Origin of the sequence: Anaerovirgula multivorans, assembly GCF_900188145.1 — a bacterium.
In the GTDB taxonomy this organism is placed as follows: domain Bacteria; phylum Bacillota; class Clostridia; order Peptostreptococcales; family Natronincolaceae; genus Anaerovirgula; species Anaerovirgula multivorans.
Genome location: NZ_FZOJ01000082.1, coordinates 1 through 2,777 on the forward strand (window position 1 = coordinate 1; position 2,777 = coordinate 2,777).

General features: G+C 43.2%; 2 protein-coding genes. Both read right to left on the reverse strand.

Annotated features, from left to right (window positions below; genetic code table 11):
• Positions 1–9: 9 nt before the first annotated feature.
• Positions 10–1,200, reverse strand: coding sequence for a glycine/sarcosine/betaine reductase complex component C subunit alpha (gene grdD, locus CHB72_RS25495; protein WP_089285673.1), 1,191 nt, complete (start codon positions 1,198–1,200; stop codon positions 10–12).
• Positions 1,201–1,212: 12 nt separating this feature from the next.
• Complete coding sequence (gene grdC / locus CHB72_RS25500) at positions 1,213–2,751, reverse strand: glycine/sarcosine/betaine reductase complex component C subunit beta (protein WP_089285674.1); 1,539 nt, start codon at positions 2,749–2,751, stop codon at positions 1,213–1,215.
• Positions 2,752–2,777: the final 26 nt, after the last annotated feature.

Here is a 2,777-nt window from a genome sequence, read left to right on the forward strand (position 1 = left end):
TATTTTTCTCTAACAATCAGGAGATTCTCCAGCCACAAAGCCAGCTTCTCTTAATATTGCTAAAGCGGTATCTAACTTTTCTTCACTTACCATCAATATAGGTCCTGTACAACCCATTCCACTTTCTGCATAGACACCTTTTTTCCATAGGGCTTTTACTGCATCTTCTAGATCCATAATGTCTATTCCTGATATGGAGCCGGTTACTACTTCTTTTGGTGGTGCTGTTACTTCTTCTTCATCTTCTTCTTTTGTTTTCTTTGTATCTTTTGTTAAGGCTTTTAGTATGTCTTCTAGTTTTGCTTGTTTTGCCTTTTTGAATTCTTCTTTTGCTACTTCTTGTAGGTTGCCTTTTACTAATTCTGCTGCGTATTGGATGGCATTGGCTACTACGGGTACTCCTGATGCTCTTGATAGGATGAGGATGGTTCTGTTTTGTCCTTCTCCTATCCCGGGTCCGTAACCATAACCGATGGATTCGTAGTCTCCTCCGGTTGTGTAGGCGGAGAAGATTTTCATAAAGACGTTGCCGGTTAGGGTGTCTTGTACCATAATATCTGGTGTGCCTGCCAGGAGGTCGTTGCCCCGCATGACTGCGCCTCCGTCTGCTCGCATGGATTCTGTGAAGGTTAGGTCGTAACCATTGGCTTTTAGTTCTTTTAGTGCTTTTTCTACTTGTCTTGCTCCGTCTACGTTTAGTATGCCTACGGTTGGGTTTTTTATGCCATTGGCTTTTGCTGCGATGATTCCGTATAATGCGTTTTTTACCATGGCTTCTACTCGATGGGGTGAGGAGGTGCCGGTGGTGGTGGCGATAAACATTTCTTTTCCTTTTCCTGGGGTGATGACTTTTCCTACGGTGGAAACCCCTATTGGAAAGTTGTAGTGCATGGTAACGCAGCCTTCTATTTCTTTACTATCTAGTAGTTGTTCCATGACTTTGTGCATTTCTTCTTCTGTGTTGGCTTCGTATATGGTTAGGTCTGTTTGTACTTTTGGTCCGATTAATACGACTTCGTAACCGCTGGCGCGGTTTGCTGCTTGTTCTGCTGCTTTTACTAGGTTTTCTACGCCATGTTCGCTTCCCATGGTGGTAAGGCCTATCTTTGTCTTTTTTCTGAATTCGCCGGTTTCTATGGCATCGGCTATGTTGCTGAATACTTTGCCGATCATTTCTTTTACTGCTTGGTTTTCTGACATTGTATTCACTCCTTATTCTCCTAATAAGTGTGTCGCAAAGTTTCTCATGGCTTCGGCTATCATGGTTTTTACGTCTTCTTCTGATATACCTGCTGCTTCGGTACCCTGTCCTGTGTTTTCTTCTAGTACGATGGATACGCCATCGAATTGGTTGGTCATTCTTGCTAGGAACAGGCTTCCTTTTCCTACGATCATGGCTTTTTTTATTTCTTTTGTTTGGAAGGCTTCTCTTGCGTGGCCGATGTAGGGTACGCCGCTTGGTATATGGCCTTGGGTTGGTGCCCAGCCTGGCATGCCGTGTTTTTCTCCGAAGGTTGCTACATCTTGTCGTTGCATTTCTCCTCGTTTTACTCCTAGGGCTGCGATCATTTTGTAGTTGGCTTCTGGTACGTCTCCTGCTCCGGCTGGTTTTGTTATGTCTGGGTTTTGCATTTCTACGGAGTATTTATCGATATCGGTGATTTTTAGCCCGCCTTTGTCTAATGGTGCTGTGATTAGGGCGGTGATTACGGCTTGGGGTGAGGAGCCGGTGCCTACTGTATGTCGTCCTAATAAGTCGGTTCTTATCACTGGGTTTTCTCCGTCGTTTTTGCTTACTAGGATTGCAAAGCCTCCTAATACGTCTTCTAGGATGGGCATTTCTTTTTTTACGTGGTCTTTTCCGTTCATCCCTAGTTTTGCGGTTGCTCCTCCTGCTACCACCACTACGTTTTCGTATACTCCTGCTTTTACTAGTGCTGCTGCTTCTATGAGGGCGTGGGTTGGTGCTGCACAGAAGGCTCTTGTGTCGGATCCGGTGGCGTTCACTGCTCCTGCCATTTCTGCTATGGCTTTTGCAAAGTTTCCTCCACCTCTTTGGTTCATATCTCCGCAGGCTTCTTCTGAGCATTCGATTACGTATTCTATGGACGCTGCTTCTATTTTGTTTTTATCTAGTAAATGTAAGAAGGATAATACGCCTGATGCTTTTACTACGATATTTTCCATCATGATATGGGCATTTAGGTTGGGGTCAAATTCATGGGCTCTTTTTACGCAGCCTACTATTTTGTCTTCATGGTATATGGCTTCTGCATGTTGTTCTTTGACGGCTTTTTCTATCTCTGCTAGTTCTTCGCCTTCTTTTAGTCCTGCTAACAGGTTTTCTTTTATTAATGGATGTTTGGATAGTTTTTCTTTTGTACTGTTGCTGAAGCTTTTTTCTAGTTTTACTAGGTCAAAGGCGTCTACGATTTTCATTAGACCGATAAATTCTTGTTGTGGCATAATTTCGCCGAATTTTCCATAGCGGTCTGCTCCTTCTACCTTTTTGTCGTACCATGGCATTTCGTAATCTCTTAGGTCTTCTGGTTTTAGTTTTCCAATGTATACTTGGTTTGGGGGGTACATTACTACTTCTTCATAGCTTCTTATGTGGTTTGGTACTTTTTTTAAGTATTCGCTGTTGGGGTTTGATTGTTTTTCTGTTGTTTGGGTTGTTCCACTGTGCATAATCATGTCTGGGGTATGCACAAGTACGTAGGATGTTCCTTTTACTACTGCATAGGACATTTCTTTCCACCTCCATAGTTTTTCGT